This window comes from Citrobacter sp. TBCS-14 (assembly GCF_005280805.1).
Classification (GTDB): Bacteria; Pseudomonadota; Gammaproteobacteria; order Enterobacterales; family Enterobacteriaceae; genus Citrobacter; species Citrobacter gillenii.
In genome coordinates this window covers 1-218 of sequence record NZ_SZWM01000696.1, presented here as the reverse complement: position 1 = coordinate 218, position 218 = coordinate 1, and the positions used below count along the sequence as shown (strand labels likewise).

The 218-nt window shown below is 51.8% G+C and carries 1 pseudogene; it reads right to left on the bottom strand.

What is annotated here, in order from left to right:
- Positions 1-218: pseudogene (locus FDX22_RS20760) on the bottom strand (porin); the annotation flags it as partial.

The window sequence follows — 218 nt, the reverse complement described above, 5'->3', positions numbered from 1 at the left end:
GACGCACCAGGTTCATGTCACCCAGATTGTCGGTGCTGGAGGTGAAAACGTGTTCGTAATCCACACGGAAACCGTAATCCAGCTGGAAGCTGATACCCACCCCGTTGTCGGTACGCAGGTAGTTACGACCATTCACGTATTCAATACGATCACCCATAAAGTATGGCTGAACGGATTTCAGCGCATACTGACCAACCGGGAAGGTGTAACCCGCGAAG